Below are 17,160 nucleotides of genomic sequence, written 5' to 3' on the forward strand. Positions count from 1 at the left end.
GGGCGGATGAACATCAGGCAGATGCAGATCCTCGAGCTTGTGCGCGCCTCGGGCCGCGCCAGCGTCGAGGAACTGTCGGCGCGGCTGGACGTGACCCCCCAGACGATCCGCCGCGATCTGGCGGAACTGGCGGATCAGGGCGTGCTGGACCGCGTCCACGGCGGCGCGATCCTGCGCAGCGGCGCCAGCAACATCGCCTACGAGGAACGCAGGCGCATGAACGAGGAGGCCAAGGCCGCCATCGGCCGCGCCTGCGCCGCGCAGATCCCCGACAACAGCTCGGTCATCCTCAACATCGGCACGACGACCGAGGCCGTGGCCCGCGCGCTGCTGCGCCATCGCAACCTGACGGTGGTCACGAACAACATGAACGTGGCCAACATCCTGGCACCCAACGACAGTTGCGAGGTTCTGGTCGCGGGCGGGCTGCTGCGCCGCTCGGACGGGGGGCTGGTCGGCGACCTGACCAGCGAGTTCATGGCGAACTTCAAGACCGATTTCGCCATCGTCGGCTGCTCGGCCTTGGACGAGGACGGCGACATCCTCGATTTCGACCTGGCCGAGGTGCGGGTCAGCCGCGCCATCCTGCGCCAGGCACGGGAACGCTGGCTGGTGACGGATTCGGCCAAGCTGGCGCAGAAGGCGCCCATCCGGGTGGTGTCGCTGCGCGAGCTCGATGCCGTCTTCATCGACCGGCCGCTGCCCGAGGGGCTGGGGCGCGTGTGCGCGGAAGGAGGCACGCGCGTGGTGGTGGCGTCAGAGGGCGCCTGAGCCCGCCACCGCCTGCTGCGCCAGCCAGTCGGGAAAGCCCGCCGCGCCGGGGCCGAAGCGCTGCCTCAGACGGGCATCGTCCGCCCCCTCCGCGTGAGCGCGCCACAGTTCGGCGGCGGGCAGGTCGCGGAACCAGGCCACGCCGCCGGGCGAGCTGGCCGAAACCAGGACCTCCAGTTCGGCCAGCCGTCCGTCCTGCACCACCACCTGTCGCCTGACCGACATGCCCGCGACCGGCCCGTGCGCGGCCTCGTCGTCGGGAAAACCCCCGCGTGCCTGCCAGAAGGGCAGGGCGGCGCGACCCGCTTCGGCTCGGATGAAGTCGCGCCCGATCCGCGCCTGGCGCAGGAAGACGTCCTCTCCCCTCTGGCTCAGGAAGCGCCGGGCGAGCATCCTGCCCCCCGGGTCGTCCGCGAGGCTGCGCCGGACGGCGGCGGCGGCGATGGCCGAGGACACGGCCCAGAACATGCCATGCCCCGACAGCGGGTCCATGGCCGCCGCGGCATCGCCCACGGGGATCACGGACAGGTCGTCCGGCACGGCCGACAGCAGCGGCGCGCATTCCCGGACGACCGGCGCGGCATCCGCGAGGCGGAACCCCGGGGGAAGCTGTCCCGCGCAGCAACCAAGGGCATGGGCCAGCCGGTTGCGGGGGGGCCGTGCCGAGGTTCCGGCGTCAAGCGTCGCCTGCACCCAGGCCCGGCCCCCGCCAAGGCAGGCGAACCAGAGCCAGCCCTCGTCAAAGGGCACCACGGCGCTTTGCGCGGGCGTGTCCGCGGGGCCGTCGAGCCAGCCGCCGATGGCGACCGAGGGCGGGCCCCGGCGCAGCCCGTCGCGGCGCGACCCCCGCCGGCCCCGGGCGTCGATGACCAGCGCGGCCTCGATGCGCCGCCCTGTGTCCAGCAGGGCGCCGCCGGGCAGGGGGGTGGCGGTGCCGGTGACGATCCCGGCCCCGGCGCTGCGGGCGCAGTCGCGCAGGTGGCGGTCGAAGGCGGGTCGGGCGACCAGGATCTCGCGGTTGCCCTCGTGCGCCGTGCCCGACCAGAGGCTGCGGCGGGATACCCGGACCAGGGGAACTTCGGGCGGGCAGGGCAGCCCCGACCGCTGCAGCCAGTCCAGCAGCCTCGGGCTCAGGCCCTCGACGCGCGCCGGGGCGCGGTCGGGATCGACCAGGACCACCCGTGCGCCGTCCCTTGCGGCCAGCCAGGCCGACACGGCCCCCGCAGGGCCGCCTCCGATCACCACAAGATCCGCCTGTCCGGCCATCGCGCGACTCCTTGCCCGCCAAATTGGCAGAGGTTCCGGGGCAAAGGTGACATTTCCGGCCAATCTCCGGCCCTGCGGCATCCGGCCGCGTGTCTGTCCGGAAATGTCAAGTCTGCCGCCCCGGCCGCGGGAAGACTGGCCCCATCCAGCACGCGGGCTGCCCGCCCCCCCCCCAAGCCAGAGGACCATCCCGCCGATGACCCGCCTGACACTGACCATGCTTTGCACAAGCGCGGCGCTGGCGCTTGCCGCACCGGCCCTTGCCGAGACGGGGCAGGAGGTGCTGGACACCGTCTGCGCCGCCTGCCACGCCAAGGGCCCGGACGGCCAGTATTCCCGCATCGACCAGTCCCGCCGCACGCCCGAGGGCTGGGACATGAACGTCGTGCGCATGATCCGCAACTACGGCCTGAACCTCAGCGACGAGGACCGCGCCGCCGTCGTGCGCCACCTGGCCGACACGCGCGGGCTGTCCATCGAGGAAACCGAGGGCTTCCGCTATGTCCTTGAGCAGGAGCCCAACGCGGACGACACCGGACCGAACCAGCTGATGACGGAAACCTGCCGGCGCTGCCATTCCTATGGCCGCGTCGCGCTGCAGCGCCGCACGCCCGAGGACTGGAGGAAGCTCATCAACTTCCACCTCGGGCAGTTCCCGTCGCTGGAATATCAGGCGCTGGCGCGGGACCGCGACTGGTGGGCCATGGCCAACACCAGTGTCCTGGAGGAACTGACCACCCGCTATGTCCACGGTGCGCCACCGCCCATGGCAGACGCCGACCTGACGGGCACGTGGCGCGTGGCCGGGCACCAGCCGGGCCGGGGCGATTACACGGGCACCCTGACGATCGCGGCCGAGGGCGAGGATTACGCCGTCACCGCGGTGCTGGCCTTTGCCGACGGCACCACCCAGACCCAGACCGGCCGCGCGGTGCTGTATGGCGCGGGCGAATGGCGCGCCTCGCTGGCCGGTCCGGAGGCCGAGATCCGGCAGGTGATGGCGCTGCGGCCCGACGGGTCCATGGACGGGCGCTGGTTCCATGCCGACCAGTCGGCGCTGGGCGGGCGGATGCTTGCGGTGAAATCCGACGCGGGCCCCCGCATCCTTTCCGTGTCTCCCGACCACATCAAGGCAGGCGAGACCGCCGAGATCCGCATCACCGGCGTCGGCCTGACCGGCGCGCCGACCCTGCCCGAAGGCATCAGCGCCGAGGTCGTCCGCCAGGATGACAGCGGCATCGTGATCCGCGCCACCGCCGCCCCCGAGGCCGCAGCGGGACGCGGCGGGGTCAAGGTGGGCGACGCTTCGCTGGACGGGGCGATGGCCGTCTACGGCGCGCTGGACCGCATCTCGGTCGAGCCGCCGCTGACCTATTCCCGCGTCGGAGGCGGCGGCGGTCCCATCGCCAAGCAGCCCGCCGTCTTCGACGCCGTGGGCTGGCTGAACGGCCCGGACGGGCAGCCCGAAACCGCCGACGACATCCGCGTGGGGGTCATGGCCGCCGACTGGCGAACCGAGGACTTCGACGAGGCTGCCGCCGAAATCAAGGACGCGCAGTATGCGGGCCGCATCGGCCCCACCGGCATCTTCGAGCCGGGCGACGCCGGGCCCAACCCCGAACGGCCCATGAGCGCCAACAACGTGGGCAACCTGAACGTGGTCGCGACCGTCAGGGACGGCGACCGGACGCACGAGGCGAAGGCGCATCTCTATGCGACCGTCCAGCGCTTCGTCGACACCCCGATCCGCTGAGGTCTGCCCATGGGTTCCCTTGCCTTCATTCCCCACAACGCACACCGGGTGGACGTGGACGGCCGCGCCATGCTGATGCATGTCCCCACCACCAGCCTGTTCGAGATGGACGAGGTCAGCCGGTCCGTCCTCGACCTGTTCCGCCGGGTGGGCGTGGCCGACGCCGACCTGCTGCGGGCCGAACTGGGCCACCGCTTCGCGCCCGAGGACCTGACCCAGTGCCTGCAGGGGCTGGTCACGCTGGACATCCTGCGCGACGCGGGCCAGCCCGACCGGCCCCTGTCGATCCAGAAGGTCGAGGACGTGCCGCTGTCCACGATCATCCTGAACGTGAACACCGGCTGCAACCTCGCCTGCACCTATTGCTACAAGGAGGACCTGACCACCCCCGCCAAGGGCGAGCGGATGGATTTCGCCACCGCCCGTTCGGCCATCGAGCTGCTGCTGGCGCAGGCGGCAGGACGCGACAAGGTGAACGTGGTCTTCTTCGGGGGCGAGCCGCTGTCGAACATGCCCCTGATCCGGCAGGTGGTCGATTACACCGAAACCCGCGTGGCCGAACTGGGCAAGGCGGTCGATTTCTCGCTGACGACCAACGCCACGCTGCTGACGGAAGAGATCGTGGACTGGCTTGACGCCCATCGCGTCGGCGTCACGGTCAGCATGGACGGGCCCCGCGCGCTGCACGACCGGAACCGGCGCACGGTCGGCGGGCGCGGCACCTATGACGTGGTGGCGACCAAGGTGCGGATGCTCCTGTCACGCTACAGCGCCCGGCCCGTGGGGGCGCGGGTCACGCTGACGGCGGGCGTGACCGACGTGATCGCGATCCATGACCACCTGAAGAACGACCTCGGGTTTGCCGAGGTGGGCTTCGGGCCCGCGACCTCGGGACCCATCGCGGTCTTCAACCTGAAGGGCGACATGCTGAAGGGCGTCTTCGAGGACATGAAGACGCTCGGCCGCCGCTATGTCGAGGCCGCGATCCGGGGCGAGAGCATCGGCTTTTCCAACATGCACCAGCTTCTGTCCGACATCGCGCAGGGGATGAAGAAAGCCGTGCCCTGCGGTGCAGGGCTGGGGCTGCTGGCGGTGGACAAGGGGGGCGACCTGCACCTGTGTCACCGCTTCGTGGGATCGAACCAGCCGACCTATGGCAATGTCACGACGGGCATCGACGTGCCGAAGCTCGCCGCCTTCGTCGAGGGCGCGCAGGATCGCAGCAGCTTCGGCTGCAAGACCTGCCGCATCCGCTCGATCTGCGCGGGGGGCTGCTATCACGAAAGCTATGCGCGCCAGGGCGATCCCTTCGCGCCGGTCTATCACTACTGCGAGCTGCTGCGGGACTGGGTCGATTTCGGGATCGAAAGCTATGTCCGCATCCTGGCCGCCAACCCGTCCTTCTTCCGCCATCACCTGGAGCCGAGGAGAGCCACGCAATGAAACATCTGACACCGCTCAACGCCAAGGCCAGGCAGTTCTCGGATGCGGCCGAAGAGGGGCGCGAGGAGGAAGTCGTCGCCATGAACTCGATGGTGGGCTGCACGACCTCGTTCGATCCGGGGTGGGAGATCGACGCCTTCGGCGGCATCGCCAACCTCTGCCAGCCGATGGAGGCCGACCTGTACGGCTGCGCCGACCCCTGCTGGTGGCCCGCGCAGGTGCCCGACACCATGGGCACCTATCCGAACTGGTCCGACAAGGCCGCGGATGTCGAACAGGACTGGCGCCAGCTTCAGTCCGTGTTCCCCAAGACAAAGGTGTGACGATGCTGAAGCATGTGACCGCGTCGGCCCTTGCCGCGCTGCTGCTGGCCGGCCCCGCCCTGGCCCGCGACTTTCTGCTGGTGCCCGCCCGGCCCGACAAGCTGGTGGTCGTGGATACGGAAGGGATGAAGATCGACAAGGTGATCCAGTTGCAGGACGCGGGTCCCCTGCCGGGCCTGCCCGTCGTGAACAAGGACGGCACCCGCGCCTATGTGCTGATGAACGGACTGGAATCCATCGCCTTCGTCGATCTGGAATCCGGCGAAACGATCCGGCGCATCGACATGAGCACGTCCGACGAGCGGGTGAAGGGCATGTTCGGCATGGACCTGTCGCCCGACGGCAAGACGCTCGCCGTCTATCAAAGCCCCGTGCGGATGCTGGTGGACGAGTTCCAGGTCCAGCCGACGCGGCTGGCCTTCTACGACGCCGAGACGGGCGAGCTGAAATCCACCGCCGAGGTGCCGCGCCAGATCACCCTGATCGCCTGGTCGCGGGACGGCAGCCGGATCTATGGCCTCGGGCGCGACATGCACGTCTTCGACGCGACCGGCAGGCAGGTCGAGCAGAAGCCGATCCACAGCTGGAATGCGGAAACCTACAGCCAGCCCGACCTGCTGGACGTCTGGTCGCAGTTCGAAAGCTCGGGCGTGATCGCGGCGCCCTTCTATTCCGCCCGCAAGGACCTGCCCGAGGGCGACCCCACCGCCTTCCGCACGGCCGTCCTGACCCAGGACCTGGAAAGCGGCGAGATGAGGATGCAGGAACTCGAGGTCGCCGACATCTTCTATTTCTCGATGGCCGCGAACCCCGCCAAGGACCGCGCCTACGGGGCCTACAACTTCCTGTCGAGCTTCGACCTGACGGAAGGCAAGCCCATCAAGCGGGTGCCGCTGCCGCACAGCTATTATTCGGTCAATGTCTCGTCGGACGGCAAGACCGTCTGGCTGGGCGGCGCGCTGTCGGATGTCGCGGCCTATGACGCCGAGACGCTGGAACGGAAGGGCGAGGTCAGGATGCCGGACGGCGCCTCGATCTCGCTGGCCTCGGTCCGCATGTTCACGCGCGGCGACTGAGATGGACGCGCGCGGCGCCCGGACCGGCCCCGGGATCGGCCCCGGGATCGGCCCCCGCATCGGCATCGTGGACAGCGGCGGGCCGGCGGTCCAGATGTCCGGTGCACGCGCCTTTCTGGCCGAGGGCGAGGGCCCGGCCCGGCCCGACCGGCTGGGCCACGGCACGGCGGTCGCCCTGATGATCCGGCGCGCGGCTCCGCAAGCGGCGATCCTGCACGCCCAGGTCTTCGACGACCGTCCCGTCACCAGCGCCGAGCGGGTCGCCTGCGCGATCCGCTGGCTGTCGCCCCGCTGCGACCTGATCCTGCTGAGCCTCGGGCTGGCCGCCGATCGCGCGGTCCTGCGCGAGGCCTGCGCCGGGGCGCGGGCAGAGGGGGCGGTGCTGGTGGCCTCGTCCCCGGCGCGCGGCGCGATGTGCTGGCCCGCAGCCTATCCCGGCGTGATCGCGGCGACGGGGGACGCGCGCTGCGGCTGGGACGAGCTGTCGCTGCTGCCGCAGTGCATCGTCGGTGCCTGGTGCGCCTCGCCCGAACGGGGCGGGCGCGGCATGGGCGGTGCGAGCCTCGGCGCGGCCCGCGTGGCCGGCCATCTGGCCGCGCATTGGCCCGAAGCGCGGACCGATGCGGCGGGCTGGCTTGCCGCCCGCGCGGTCCACATCGGCGCCGAGCATCGCGGGGCGGTCCCGGCATGACCCTGCGCGCCCGCCTTGCCGGTCTGGCCACACGGCGGGTCTTTGGTCCCGAGGCCAGCTGGCTTCAGCCTGTCATCTCCCGGGCCCTGCCGGGGATCGGCCTCGTGCTGGCGACCTCGCTGGCGGCGGCCGCGCTGGGGCTCGCGCCGCCCTGGCTGACCAAGCAGCTGATCGACAAGGGGCTGGTCGCGGGCGACGCGCAGGCGCTGTGGCTTTACGCGGGCGCCATGTTCGCGGTCGGGCTGGCGGCGCTGGGGTCGGGGGTGGTGAACAGCCTGCTGCACCTGCGCTTTTCGGCCGCGATGCTGGCGGACCTGCGCGGCCGGATGCTGGGCGCGGTGCTGGGGCAGGCGGCCGCCCGGCCACTGCCGCAGGTGGGCGAGGCGATGGCGCGGCTGGACGGCGACACGGCCGAGATCCAGCGCTTTGCCTTCGACGGACTGCTGGCGGCGGCGGGCTCGGTCTTCCGGCTGGCGGGCGGCGCGGCCATGCTGTTTGCGCTGGAATGGAGGCTGGCGCTGCTGGCGGTCGCCGCGACGCCGCTGAACCTGGCCTTTCTCGCCTGGGCGCGCCCCCGGACCCAGGCCCGGGCCGAGGAGGTGCGGGCCGGTCGCGGCGCGCTGTCCTCGTGGCTGGTCGAGACCCTCGCGGGCTTGCCGACCCTGCGCAGCCTTGGCGCCGAGGCCGCGCGGGCAGATGCCTTCGCGCCCCTGCAGGCGGGCCAGATCGCGCTGCTGATCCGCCAGCGCCGGTGGCTGGAACTGACCGGCGCGGTGCCGCAGGTCGTCAATGCCGCGCTGCGCTCGGCGGTGCTGGTGGCGGGCGGGCTGATGGTGATCGCGGGCACATGGCCGCTGGGATCGCTGATCGCCTTCATCGCCTATCTGGGGATGATGACGGGGCCGCTGCAGAACCTGCTGGGCCTTTACCATGCGCAGGCGCAGGCGCAGGTGGCACTGGCCCGGCTGTCGGCCCTCGCCAAGGCCGACGCCGCCGAGCCGGGCGGCCGCGCCCCTGCACCCGGGCCCGGCGCGCTGCGCTTCGTGGCCGCGCGCGGGCAGGGCGGGCGGCATCTGCCCCTGGACCTGACGATCCGCGCGGGCGCGAGGGTGCTGCTGGACGGGCCTTCGGGCATCGGCAAGTCCACGCTGGCGGCGCTGGCCGCGCGGCTGGCCGCGCCCGCCCCCGGCGCGCGGGTGTTCCTGGACGGCGAGGATGTCGCGGGGCTGGACCCGGCCGCACTGCGCCGCGCCGTGGCCGTCGTCCCGCAGGCTCCCGCCCTGTTCTGCGGCACGCTGGCCGAGAACCTGCGACTGTCCGATCCCGCAGCCACGGATGCCGAGTTGTGGCAGGCGCTGGACGACGCCGGTCTCGCCGACCTGCTGCGCCAGCGCGGACAGGGGCTTGCCATGCCCATCGCCGAAGCCGGCCGCAACCTGTCGGGGGGCGAGCGCCAGCGCATCGCCCTTGCCCGTGCGCTGCTGCTTCCCTTCCGCGTGCTGGTGCTGGACGAAAGCCTGTCCGAGGTCGATGCGCCGACCGCCGCCGCGATCCTGTCTGCGATCTTGGCCCGCCACCCCGGGCGCACGATCCTGGTCATCGCCCATGCGGGGCCGGCCCGCGCGCTGGCCTTCGATCAGGCCGTGATGCTGGCCCCTGACCCGGCCCTGCGCAGCTCGCGCGGCGAGGCGCCGAACCAGCGCGAGAAGGCGCGCGAGAACGCGGTGTGATCCGAATAGCCCAGCCGCAGGGCGATCTCGATCATCGGCAGCTCGCTGCGGACCAGCAGGGCGTGGCCCACGTTGCGGCGGCAGACCTCGGTCAGTTCGTGGAACGAGGTGCCCTCCGCATCCAGCCGCCGCCGCAGCGTGCGGCGCGACACGCCCAGATGGCAGGCGATGGCGTCCTGGTCGATCGCCTCGCGCCCGATGCGGCCCATCAGCGTGTGCAGGACCCGGTGGCTCGCCGGCTGGCGCAGCCAGTCCGCGCGGATCTGCGCTTCCAGCCCCTGCACCGCCTCGCGGAAGACCTGCGCGGCGTCGGGCGCGGCGCCCGCATCCTGCTGGCGGTCCAGCAGCCGGGCGGGAAAGCTGATGGCGTTGGTGTCGGATCGGCGGACGGTTGTGCCCGCATGCGCCGCCAGCGCGCTCCGCGCGGCGCCCGGCTCATGTTCCAGGGCGACGCTGCACAGCCGCCCGGCCTCGGGGGCGAAGCGGCGGATGATGCCCGCGACCACCCCCATCGTCAGTTCCGAATCCGCGCGGCGCGGCCAGATGTCGTTGTCGAGAATGCGGTAACGGAAGCTCGCCCGGTCGTCCTCGACCTCGAAGCCCACGTCCGAGGCGGACTGCATGGCGCCGAAGCAGCGCTGGAAGGCCCTGAGCGCCGCGCCCAGCGTCGGCGCCAGCGCCACCGCGCAGCCCAGCGCGCCCATGTCGGCAAGTTGCAGCGCCTCGCCCGCGCGCCACATCGCCAGGGGGTCGGGCGAGCGCGCGGCGATCGCTTCCAGAGAGGCCGCGAAGTCGGACAGCTGCATGACCGGGCCGGCCGTGCCGTCCTCTGCCGTCCGGCCCCCGACCGCCGACAGCGGCCGCGAGATGATCCAGGCTCCCTGCATCCGAGTCTCTCCCCGATCGTAGGGGAAAGCATCGTTCCCCCGCCATTCGCCCGTCAACACTTCCGTCGACGCGACGCAGGCGGATGGGCGCAAAGCTGCTTTTCAGGCAGGAAAGCGCGGATCTGGCGTGGAATTGTTCAACCGTGGGAATGCCCACGGGGCGTGCCGCAGCGGGCGGCTGCGCCGGGTCCCGGCGCAGCCCTGGTCAGGTCACTCGGCCCGGCGGTTGACGCGCGCTTCGGCCAGCTGGGTCAGCTTGCGGTCGGTCGCGTGTTCCTCGTCGAGGTTCTGCTGCAGCACCGAGGCGCAATCGCTGCGGCCCAGTTCGTTGGCCCAGGCGACCAGGGTGCCGTAGCGGGTGATCTCGTAATGCTCGACCGCCTGAGCCGAGGCGAGCAGGGCCGCGTCCAGCACCGACTTGTCCGCGATGTCGCCCGCGACCTCGTTGGCTTCCTGGATGATGCCGTCGATCGCCGGACAGGTGACGGCCTTCGGCTGGTGGCCGTGCATGGCGAATACCTGTTCAAGGCGCTGCACCTGCCCTTCGGTTTCGCGCAGGTGGGTTTCGAAGCCGGCCTTCAGTTCCGGGTCGGTCGCCTTCGCCATCATCTTGGGCAGCGCCTTCAGGATCTGGTGCTCGGCGTAGTAGATGTCCTGAAGCGTGTGGACGAACAGGTCGTCGAGGGTCTGGATGTCCTTCATGAGAGCCATGGCTTTCCCTTTCCGGTTGACGCAATCGCGTGAAGGCACGCGCGACAGGTGCGCGGGCCGGCTTGCCTCAGATGAACGCCCGAGGCACCGGGTCAGGTTTCACCCGTGCCCGAAAATTGCATGGCCACGAGATGAGCTGGGACAACGCCCCGAGGTGTCCGAGGGGATTTCACCGGCACATGCCGGACGGGCAGGGCACGCGGGCTTAAGCCGCCCCGCGGGGCCGTATCCCGCCGGTTCTCCTTGCGAATCCTGAAGATGGCGGCCCGGGGGCTTCATGGCAGGCCGGGGTCGGCCGACCAGCGACAGCACGGGTACTCGCTGGGGGCCGACGAACGGTCGGAAAGGATCAACTGATCTGGAAGCCTCGGCAAAGCGGGTCGCGGTCGTCCACGAAGATCGTGTTGTGCCCGATCACGCGCGCCCAGGCGCCCAGGCTTGGACGGATGCCGGCAAACGGGCCGATCGCCACCTCTTCTTCGACAAGGCCGTCGAAGACCGTGCCGATCAGGCTTTCGTTGCGATACCGGTCCCCCACCGCCAGCCGGCCCCTGCCGAAAAGTTGCGCCATGCGCGCCGAGGTGCCGGTTCCGCCGGGCGAGCGGTCGATCGCCTGTTCGCCATAGAAGACGGCGCCGCGTCCGTCGGCCTCGCCTTGCGGCGCGTTGCACCAGATCGCGTGATGCACGCCCCGGATCGAGGCGTCCTCGGGGTGTACCGGCTCGTCCAGTTCCGCCAGCGCCCGGCGCAGGCGCTGGCTGAGCGAGATGATCTGCGCCGCGCCCACCGAAAGGCCGGGCCAGTTCTGCTGCGGCTCGACCACGGCGTAGAAGTTGCCGCCATAGGCGATGTCCACGGTCAGGGGGCCCAGCCCCTCGACCTCGACGGTCACGTCGGTCGCGTGCAGGTAGCTCGGCACGTTGAACAGCCGGACCGAGGCGACCCGGTCCCCCTCCATCTCGTAGGAAACATCCACGCGGCCCGCAGGGGTTTCCAGCGACAGGCGGCCGGGGACGCGGGGCGTGACCATCCCTTCCTCGATCAGCACGGTGGACAGGCCAATGGTGCCGGCGCCGCACATGGGCAGGCAGCCGCTGACCTCGATGAACAGGACGGCGGCGTCGCAATCCTCGCGGAAGGGCGGGTAGATGATCGCCCCGGACATCACGTCATGGCCGCGCGGCTCGAACATCAGGGCGGTGCGCATCCAGTCGTGCCGCTGCTGGAAGATCGCGCGGCGCTCGGCGATGGGCAGGTGGGGCAGGATGGGACCGCCGCCCGCCACCACGCGGACCGGATTGCCGCAGGCATGAGAGTCGATGCAGAAGAACGTCTTTCTCATGCAGGCGTCCTTTTCGGTCCCTGGCCCCGTTGCAGCGCGCTGCGGGTGACGCGGTCCATCAGCAGGGCCACCGCGACGATGGCGAGGCCCGCGCGAAGGCCCAGCCCCATCTCCATCCGGGTGAGGCCGCGCGTGACCTCGGCCCCGAGGCCGCCCGCGCCCACGAGCCCTGCCAGCACCACCATGGCCAGCGACAGCAGGATGCACTGGTTCAGCCCGACCAGCAGCGTCGGCCTGGCCGAGGGGATCTCGATCTTGAACAGGATCGCCCGGGGCGGCGCGCCGGTGGCGAGGCCCAGTTCCTTGAGGTCGGCGGGCACCTGCCTGAAGGCCAGCGTCGTCAGCCGCAGCATCGGCGGGATGCCGTAGACGATGGTCGCCATGATCGCGGGCACGCGGCCGAGGCTGAAGATCATCACGGCCGGGATCAGGTAGACCCACGGCGGCACGGTCTGCATGATGTCGAGGATGGGGCGCAGCGCGGCCTCGACCCTCGGCCGGCGGGCGGCGAGGATGCCCAGAGGAAAGGCGATGGCGACCGCGACGATCACCGCCACGGTGACAAGCGCGATGGTCTGCATCGTCGCTTCCCACAGCCCCACCAGGAAGCCGAAGCCCAGGCAGCCGAGGACAAGAAGGCCCATCCGCCAGCCCAGCGCGGCCAGGGCGGCAAGCGCGGCGGCGGGGATCATGGCCCAGGGCGGCAGCGCAAGCAGCAGCGCCTCGACGGCGGAAAGCCCGGCTTCCACCATGCCGCTGATGAACGAGAAGCCCGCGTGGAAGTTGCCGTTCAGCCATTCGACGGCAGGGGCCAGCCAGGCGCCGGGCGAGATGCGGATCGAGGTCGGATTCATCAGGGCGTCTCCCGTCGCTGGGGTGCGAAGGCCTGGGTGATGCGGTCCAGCACCATGGTCAGGATTACGATGGCGATGGCTGCGTCGATCGAGGTGGCGATGTTCAGCGTGCGCATGGCGTCATAGATGGTCTTGCCGAGGCCCCCTGCGCCCACGATGCCGGCGATCACCACCATGCCGAAGGCCATCATCAGCCCTTGGTTGATCCCCGCCATGATCGAGGGCAGGGCGAAGGGCAGCCGGATCTTGCGGAACATCTGCCAGCCGGTGACGCCCGTCGCCTGCCCCAGTTCCAGGAACTCGCGCGGGGTACGGCGGATGCCCAGCGAAGTCAGCCGGATCACCGGCGGGATCGCGACGATCACCGTGGCCGTCAACGCGGTGGCCGAGCCGTAGCCCAGAAGCGCGATGGCCGGCAGCAGGTAGATGTAGGGGGGCAGCGTCTGGAACAGGTCCAGCATCGGCTCGAACGCCCGGTCGAGCGAGGGCAGGTAGCCCGCGATCACCCCCAGCGGCAGCGCAATCGCCAGCGCGACCAGGGTGGCGCTGACCACCAAGGCCAGGGTGTCCATGCTTTCGGCCCAGAGCCCCATCAGCCAGCAGGCGGCCAGCCCCAGCGCGGCCAGCGCGCCGAAGCGGGGACCGACGGCCCGCCAGCCGATCAGCCCGGCCGCAAGGGCCACGACCCAGAAGGGCGGCAGGATGAAGATGGCAAGAACGAGGCCATAGAAGCCGTCCAGTCCCGCCCGGATGCCGTCGAACAGGAAGGCGGCATTGTCGCTGACCCAGAACAGCGCGTCATCGACCGCGTAATCGAAGGTCTGGATGTGATCGGACAGGGCCATGTCAGGCCACCCGTTCCAGCCGGCCCGGCTTGTCCGACAGGCCGAGCAGGAGGTTGCGGATGGTGACGATCCCCGTCAGCCGCCCGCCGTCCTGCACCGCCACGGCGTCGCGGTCGCCCGACGAGATCAGCCCGATCAGCGCCTCCATGTCCGCGTCGGCCGAGGCATGGGGCAGGGCGGATATTTCCGAGGCCGGGTGCGTCCGCAGGTAGTCCTGCACCGGGATCATGACCGAATGCGCCTTGACCAGGTGCAGCCGCGAGATGCCGGCCACGAAATCGGCCACATACTGGTCGGCGGGGTTCAGGATGATCTCCTCGGCGGTGCCGGTCTGGATGATCGCGCCGTCCGTCATGATGGCGATGCGGTCGCCGATGCGGATCGCCTCGTCCAGGTCGTGGGTGATGAAGACGGCGGACTTCCCGAGCTGCTTGGTCAGCTGGCGGAACTCGTCCTGCAACTGGCGCCGGATCAGGGGATCGAGCGCCGAGAAGGGCTCGTCCATCAGGATGATCTCGGGGTCCGAGGTCAGCGCCCGCGCCAGGCCCACGCGCTGCTGCATCCCGCCGGAAAGCTCGGACGGATAGCGGTCGGTCCATTGCGACAGCCCGACCTTTTCCAGCGCGGCCAGCGCCGCGCGGTCGCGCTCGGCCTTGCCGATGCCCTGAACCTCCAGCCCGAAGCCGGTGTTTTCCAGCACCGTGCGGTTGGGCAGCAGGGCCACCGACTGGAAGACCATGCCGATGTCGCGCGCCCGCACCTGCCGCAGCCGCGCCGCGTCCATGGTGGAAATGTCCTGCCCCTTGACGATGACGCGGCCGTCGCTGGGGTCGATCAGGCGGTTGAGCAGGCGGATCAGGGTGGACTTGCCGGACCCCGACAGGCCCATGATGCAGAAGATCTCGCCGCGCCGCAGTTGAAGCGAGACGTCGCTGACGCCCACGACGCAGTTGAAGTCGCGAAGGACATCGGCCTTGGTGGCGCCGCGGCGCGTGACCGCCTCGAGCGCGGCCCTCGTGTTGTGGCCGAAGATCTTCCACAATGACTGGCAGTCGATGAGGATCTCGCCGCCCAGTGCGCTGCTGTGGATCATGGGTTCCGTTTCCTGTCCCGAAAAAGGAGGTGAAGCCTGCCCGCACCCTGTCGCGGACAGGCAGGACCGGAGCTCAGTAGTCCTTGATGTTCTTCCAGCGGGTGACGAGGTCCTCGTGCGCCGCGATCCAGTCGGCGACGGCCTGGTCCATCGTCTTGCCCCCGCTGACCGCGCCGTTGATCGCGGTGATGTCGGCAAGCGGCACGTAGACGCTGGCGATCGCCTCACGCGCGGCGGGGTTCTCGGCCGAGAAGCCGGCCTGCCCGATCCAGTAATAGGACTGCGGCGGCGGGAAGACGCCCTTGGGATCGGCCAGGTACTTCATCTCGAAGCTCTGCATCATCCAGGAGGGTTCCCAGATGGTCACGGCGATGGGCTCCTGCCGGTCATAGGCGGACTTCAGCGCTGCGGTCATTGCCGCCGTGCTGCCCTCGACAAGCTGCAGGTCCAGCCCATAGCTTTCGACGGCGCTGGCGGCGTCGCGCATCAGCCCCGCGCCGGGCTCGATGCCGATGATCTTGCCGCCGAAGGTGTCGGCATTGGCGTTCAGTTCCTCGATCGAGTTGATGTTCACGTAGGTCGGCACCGCAATGCCCTGGTACAGCCCGTGCGACACCGGCGAGATCTTCTCGAGCCGCCGCTTGTTGCGGTCCCAGTAGTCGTGGGCCACGTAATCCGTCTGCGAGGCGAGGATCTCGACATCCCCCTTGGCCAGCGCCGCATAGGCGATGCCCCATTCCGAGAACTCGGTCACCTCGACCGTGAAGCCCTTGTCCTCGAGCACCTTCCTGGTGATGCCGGTGATCGGCGTCAGGTCTTCCCAGGACAGGGTGCCCATCTTGATGACATTGTCCTGCGCCCAGCCGGGCAGCGCCGTCACCGCCAGCGCCGCCACGGCGCAGAGGGTCTTCCAAACAGATCTCATTCCGGTGATCTCCCTGATCGTTCTTGTTGGCCTTGCGTCACCTGTCCCGCGGCGAGCGTTCCGGTGGCCTTGAAGGATGCGGGCCCGCCCAGGTTCATGGATAAGCAAACGCTCCTGCACTCGTCAGTCTGCATCCGTCCGGCGCACCTCCGTGACCCCGGTTCGCGGGTCGGTGCGAGCGTCGTGCACGCAATCGGAAGGCGGTGACGGCGCATAACTGGGAACTTTAGCAACAAACGACCTCCCGCATTGAACCATGGCGACGATTCCGGGGAAGCTTTGCGACATGGGGTGATTATTCTTCATCATTGCCGATTTTCCTTCCCGGCAACGCCTGACAAAGAAATCTCAGTGCAAAAGATTTATATTGTGCAGAGCCCGTGGAAATTCTCCATTGCGCCGGCTTTGAAGCTGCGGCGATGGTCAGCCGACCGGCGTGATTGCCCCGAGTTGAGCCTCGGCAGTCGCGCAATGGCAACCTCGTGCCGAAAGCCGGGGCGGCCTTTCCGATTTCCGCAAATGGTGGCGCCCGATGACATTCCGAATGACGCTCGAGGGGATCTACACGCCGCTCGTCACGCCCACGAGGGAGGACGGGTCCTTCGACCTCGACACGCTGGCCGAGCTGATCGAGCGGCTGATCGGCAAGGGCGTGCACGGGCTGATCTCGGGCGGCTCGACGGGCGAGAACTACGCCCAGACGGTCGAGGAACGGCTGGAACTTGCGCGCTTCACCGTCGAGCGCACCGGGGGCCGGCTTCCGGTGATCGTGGGCACCGGCGCGATGCGCACGCCCGACAGCATCGCGCTGGCGCAGGGCGCGCGCGAGATGGGGGCAGACGCGATCCTGCTGGGAACGCCGCCCTATTCGGTGCCGACCGAGCGCGAGAACGCGCTGAACGCGCTGGCCATCGACCGGGCGGCCGACCTGCCGATCATCCTTTACAACTATCCCGGCCGCATGGGCGTGGCGATGGGCGAGGAGTTCCTGGACCGCGTCAGCCGCTCGCGCAATGTCATCGGCATCAAGGAAAGCTCGGGCGACATCAACCGCGTTCACCTGCTGGCGCGCGATTACCCGCATATCCAGATGTCCTGCGGGATGGACGACCAGGCGTTGGAATTCTTCGCCTGGGGCGCGCGCAGCTGGATCTGCGCGGGGTCCAACTTCCTGCCCGAGGAGCACGTCTTCCTTTACGAGACCTGCGTGCAGAAGGGCGACTTCGCCACCGGCCGCCGGATCATGTCGGCGATGATGCCGCTGATGCGGGTGCTGGAACAGGGCGGCAAGTTCATCCAGTGCGTCAAGCACGGCACCACGCTGACCGGCATCGCCGCCGGCACCATGCGCCCGCCTTTGAAAAGCCTGAACAAGGACGAGAAGCGCGAGCTGGAACAGGTCATCGCAGTCCTCAGGACCACCATCGCGGCCATCAAGGCAGGGAACTGA

Annotated in this window: 16 protein-coding genes; 8 read left to right on the forward strand and 8 right to left on the reverse strand. The window is 69.9% G+C overall.

Annotation, left to right across the window (positions count from 1 at the left end; genetic code table 11):
- Positions 1-6 precede the first annotated feature (6 nt).
- On the forward strand, positions 7-771 hold the full coding sequence (locus CK240_RS01650) for a DeoR/GlpR family DNA-binding transcription regulator (protein WP_095638584.1): 765 nt from the start codon (positions 7-9) through the stop codon (positions 769-771).
- Here CK240_RS01650 and qhpG read toward each other — a convergent pair.
- Positions 757-2,037 (reverse strand): flavin-dependent monooxygenase QhpG, encoded by a 1,281-nt coding sequence (gene qhpG, locus CK240_RS01655; protein ID WP_135058773.1) that lies wholly within the window; start codon positions 2,035-2,037, stop codon positions 757-759. The two genes, CK240_RS01650 and qhpG, sit on opposite strands and share 15 nt — an antisense overlap.
- Positions 2,038-2,233: 196 nt before the next feature.
- Here qhpG and peaA point away from each other — a divergent pair, with 196 nt between their 5' ends.
- The 6 genes from peaA to CK240_RS01685 are packed head-to-tail and all read left to right on the forward strand — an operon-like array spanning position 2,234 to position 9,053.
- Positions 2,234-3,790 carry a quinohemoprotein amine dehydrogenase subunit alpha gene (peaA, locus tag CK240_RS01660; RefSeq protein ID WP_095638585.1) on the forward strand — a complete coding sequence of 519 codons (1,557 nt, stop codon included), beginning with the start codon at positions 2,234-2,236 and terminating at the stop codon, positions 3,788-3,790.
- Between the two features lie 9 nt (positions 3,791-3,799).
- Entirely contained in the window at positions 3,800-5,233 is a 1,434-nt protein-coding gene (gene peaB / locus CK240_RS01665; RefSeq protein WP_095638586.1) for a quinohemoprotein amine dehydrogenase maturation protein, read from the forward strand.
- Positions 5,230-5,556 (forward strand): quinohemoprotein amine dehydrogenase subunit gamma, encoded by a 327-nt coding sequence (qhpC, locus tag CK240_RS01670; RefSeq protein ID WP_095638587.1) that lies wholly within the window; start codon positions 5,230-5,232, stop codon positions 5,554-5,556. Before peaB ends, qhpC begins: the two co-directional genes overlap by 4 nt.
- Positions 5,557-5,558: 2 nt before the next feature.
- Positions 5,559-6,632 carry a quinohemoprotein amine dehydrogenase subunit beta gene (gene peaD, locus CK240_RS01675; protein WP_095638588.1) on the forward strand — a complete coding sequence of 358 codons (1,074 nt, stop codon included), beginning with the start codon at positions 5,559-5,561 and terminating at the stop codon, positions 6,630-6,632.
- Position 6,633: 1 nt separating this feature from the next.
- Complete coding sequence (gene qhpE / locus CK240_RS01680) at positions 6,634-7,323, forward strand: subtilisin-like serine protease QhpE (protein ID WP_240517238.1); 690 nt, start codon at positions 6,634-6,636, stop codon at positions 7,321-7,323.
- Positions 7,320-9,053, forward strand: coding sequence for an ABC transporter ATP-binding protein (locus CK240_RS01685; RefSeq protein ID WP_095638589.1), 1,734 nt, complete (start codon positions 7,320-7,322; stop codon positions 9,051-9,053). Before qhpE ends, CK240_RS01685 begins: the two co-directional genes overlap by 4 nt.
- On the opposite strand, the gene qhpR is transcribed toward CK240_RS01685, so the two are convergent.
- From qhpR to CK240_RS01720, 7 genes are all read right to left on the reverse strand, one after another.
- Positions 8,960-9,940, reverse strand: coding sequence for an AraC-like transcriptional regulator QhpR (gene qhpR, locus CK240_RS01690; protein ID WP_095638590.1), 981 nt, complete (start codon positions 9,938-9,940; stop codon positions 8,960-8,962). The two genes, CK240_RS01685 and qhpR, sit on opposite strands and share 94 nt — an antisense overlap.
- 210 nt (positions 9,941-10,150) lie before the next feature.
- Positions 10,151-10,651, reverse strand: a complete 501-nt coding sequence (locus CK240_RS01695) for a YciE/YciF ferroxidase family protein (RefSeq protein WP_095638591.1) — start codon at positions 10,649-10,651, stop codon at positions 10,151-10,153.
- Between the two features lie 349 nt (positions 10,652-11,000).
- The gene (locus CK240_RS01700) at positions 11,001-11,993 is read right to left on the reverse strand and encodes a 4-hydroxyproline epimerase (RefSeq protein WP_095638592.1); all 993 of its coding nucleotides are present in this window, start codon (positions 11,991-11,993) and stop codon (positions 11,001-11,003) included.
- Entirely contained in the window at positions 11,990-12,847 is an 858-nt protein-coding gene (locus tag CK240_RS01705; RefSeq protein WP_095638593.1) for an ABC transporter permease, read from the reverse strand. The genes CK240_RS01700 and CK240_RS01705 overlap by 4 nt, the downstream gene beginning before the upstream one ends.
- Complete coding sequence (locus CK240_RS01710; protein ID WP_095638594.1) at positions 12,847-13,692, reverse strand: ABC transporter permease; 846 nt, start codon at positions 13,690-13,692, stop codon at positions 12,847-12,849. Before CK240_RS01710 ends, CK240_RS01705 begins: the two co-directional genes overlap by 1 nt.
- Before the next feature lies 1 nt (position 13,693).
- On the reverse strand, positions 13,694-14,785 hold the full coding sequence (locus CK240_RS01715) for a quaternary amine ABC transporter ATP-binding protein (protein ID WP_095638595.1): 1,092 nt from the start codon (positions 14,783-14,785) through the stop codon (positions 13,694-13,696).
- A gap of 73 nt (positions 14,786-14,858) precedes the next feature.
- The gene (locus CK240_RS01720; protein ID WP_095638596.1) at positions 14,859-15,710 is read right to left on the reverse strand and encodes a glycine betaine ABC transporter substrate-binding protein; all 852 of its coding nucleotides are present in this window, start codon (positions 15,708-15,710) and stop codon (positions 14,859-14,861) included.
- 544 nt (positions 15,711-16,254) lie between these two features.
- Between CK240_RS01720 and CK240_RS01725 the strand changes: the two genes are divergently transcribed.
- A complete protein-coding gene (locus CK240_RS01725; protein ID WP_095638597.1) occupies positions 16,255-17,160 on the forward strand; it encodes a dihydrodipicolinate synthase family protein in 906 nt (301 codons plus the stop codon).

Source organism: Paracoccus salipaludis, from assembly GCF_002287065.1.
Lineage (GTDB): Bacteria > Pseudomonadota > Alphaproteobacteria > Rhodobacterales > Rhodobacteraceae > Paracoccus > Paracoccus salipaludis.

Excerpts from the sequence above, each read along its gene's own strand:
- qhpR (WP_095638590.1), bottom strand. The coding sequence starts at position 9,940 with ATGCAGGGAGCCTGGATCATCTCGCGGCCGCTGTCGGCGGTCGGGGGC.
- qhpE (WP_240517238.1), top strand. The coding sequence starts at position 6,634 with ATGGACGCGCGCGGCGCCCGGACCGGCCCCGGGATCGGCCCCGGGATC.
- qhpC (WP_095638587.1), top strand. The coding sequence starts at position 5,230 with ATGAAACATCTGACACCGCTCAACGCCAAGGCCAGGCAGTTCTCGGAT.
- CK240_RS01700 (WP_095638592.1), bottom strand. The coding sequence starts at position 11,993 with ATGAGAAAGACGTTCTTCTGCATCGACTCTCATGCCTGCGGCAATCCG.
- CK240_RS01720 (WP_095638596.1), bottom strand. The coding sequence starts at position 15,710 with ATGAGATCTGTTTGGAAGACCCTCTGCGCCGTGGCGGCGCTGGCGGTG.
- CK240_RS01695 (WP_095638591.1), bottom strand. The coding sequence starts at position 10,651 with ATGGCTCTCATGAAGGACATCCAGACCCTCGACGACCTGTTCGTCCAC.
- peaA (WP_095638585.1), top strand. The coding sequence starts at position 2,234 with ATGACCCGCCTGACACTGACCATGCTTTGCACAAGCGCGGCGCTGGCG.
- CK240_RS01725 (WP_095638597.1), top strand. The coding sequence starts at position 16,255 with ATGACGCTCGAGGGGATCTACACGCCGCTCGTCACGCCCACGAGGGAG.
- CK240_RS01705 (WP_095638593.1), bottom strand. The coding sequence starts at position 12,847 with ATGAATCCGACCTCGATCCGCATCTCGCCCGGCGCCTGGCTGGCCCCT.
- peaB (WP_095638586.1), top strand. The coding sequence starts at position 3,800 with ATGGGTTCCCTTGCCTTCATTCCCCACAACGCACACCGGGTGGACGTG.
- CK240_RS01715 (WP_095638595.1), bottom strand. The coding sequence starts at position 14,785 with ATGATCCACAGCAGCGCACTGGGCGGCGAGATCCTCATCGACTGCCAG.
- CK240_RS01685 (WP_095638589.1), top strand. The coding sequence starts at position 7,320 with ATGACCCTGCGCGCCCGCCTTGCCGGTCTGGCCACACGGCGGGTCTTT.
- peaD (WP_095638588.1), top strand. The coding sequence starts at position 5,559 with ATGCTGAAGCATGTGACCGCGTCGGCCCTTGCCGCGCTGCTGCTGGCC.
- CK240_RS01710 (WP_095638594.1), bottom strand. The coding sequence starts at position 13,692 with ATGGCCCTGTCCGATCACATCCAGACCTTCGATTACGCGGTCGATGAC.
- CK240_RS01650 (WP_095638584.1), top strand. The coding sequence starts at position 7 with ATGAACATCAGGCAGATGCAGATCCTCGAGCTTGTGCGCGCCTCGGGC.
- qhpG (WP_135058773.1), bottom strand. The coding sequence starts at position 2,037 with ATGGCCGGACAGGCGGATCTTGTGGTGATCGGAGGCGGCCCTGCGGGG.